Here is a 1,270-nt window from a genome sequence, read left to right as displayed (position 1 = left end):
AGCCCCGGCGTGGTCAGCCGGATCCTGGTGCGTGAGGGCGAGGCGGTGAAGCAGGGCCAGCCGCTGTTCCGTCTCGACCAGACGCAGAACCAGGCCGACGTGCACTCCCTGCAAGCCCAGTACCGCATGGCCTGGGCCAGCGTGGCACGGTGGCAGAGCGAGCGGGATAACCAGTCGACGATCACCTTTCCGCCCGAGCTGAGCGGCAACCCGGATCAAGCCCTGGCACTGGTCCTCGAAGGCCAGCGTCAACTGTTCAGTAGCCGCCGCGAAGCCTTTGCCCGGGAACAGGCCGGGATTCGCGCCAGTATCGAAGGCGCTACGGCGCAACTGAACGGCATGCGCCGCGCCCGCAGTGACCTGACCGCCCAGGCGCAATCCCTGCGAGACCAGTTGAACAACCTGCAGCCCCTGGCCGACAACGGCTACATCCCGCGCAACCGGCTGATGGAATACCAGCGGCAACTGTCCCAGGTGCAACAGGACCTGGCGCAGAACACCGGCGAAAGCGGGCGGGTGGAGCAGGGCATCCTCGAGTCGCGCCTCAAGTTGCAGCAGCACAGCGAGGAGTACCAGAAGGAAGTGCGCAGCCAACTGGCCGACGCGCAGCTGCGCAGCCTGACCCTGGAACAACAACTGACCTCCGCCGGTTTCGACCTGCAGCACAGCGAGATCAACGCGCCCGCCGATGGCATCGCGGTCAACCTGGGCGTGCACACCGAAGGCGCCGTGGTGCGTGCCGGTGAAACCCTGCTGGAAATCGTGCCCCAGGACACCCGCCTGGAAGTCGAAGGGCGCCTGCCAGTGCACCTGGTGGACAAGGTCGGTGCGCACTTGCCGGTGGACATTCTCTTCACCGCCTTCAATCAGAGCCGCACGCCGCGGGTGCCGGGGGAGGTGAGCCTGATCTCCGCCGACCAGATGCTCGACGAAAAAACCGGCATGCCTTACTACGTGCTGCGCACCACCGTCAGCAGCAGCGCCCTGGAGAAACTCCATGGCCTGGTGATCAAGCCGGGGATGCCCGCCGAGATGTTCATCCGCACCGGCGAGCGCTCCTTGCTCAATTACCTGTTCAAGCCGCTGCTGGACCGCGCCGGCTCGGCATTGACCGAGGAATGAGCATGAAGCCGATGTTCATCGCCTTGCTGCTCGCCTGCGGCAGTGCCCAGGCCGCCATGGGCCCGTTCGATGTCTACGAACAGGCCCTGCGCAACGACCCGGTATTCCTCGGCGCCATCAAGGAACGCGACGCCGGCCTGGAAAACCG

The 1,270-nt window shown here is 65.7% G+C and carries 1 protein-coding gene and 1 pseudogene; both read left to right on the top strand.

The window, feature by feature from the left end:
- The coding region (locus HX846_RS36985) for an HlyD family type I secretion periplasmic adaptor subunit (protein ID WP_178967433.1) at window positions 1-1,122 on the top strand (1,122 nt) is incomplete at its 5' end.
- Between the two features lie 2 nt (window positions 1,123-1,124).
- A pseudogene (locus HX846_RS40100) lies at window positions 1,125-1,270 on the top strand (peptidase); the annotation flags it as partial.

The sequence above is a fragment of the Pseudomonas sp. K5002 genome (assembly GCF_013386655.1).
GTDB lineage: Bacteria > Pseudomonadota > Gammaproteobacteria > Pseudomonadales > Pseudomonadaceae > Aquipseudomonas.
The sequence above is the reverse complement of the archived record's forward strand: the minus strand, read 5'-3'. Positions and strand labels throughout refer to the sequence as shown.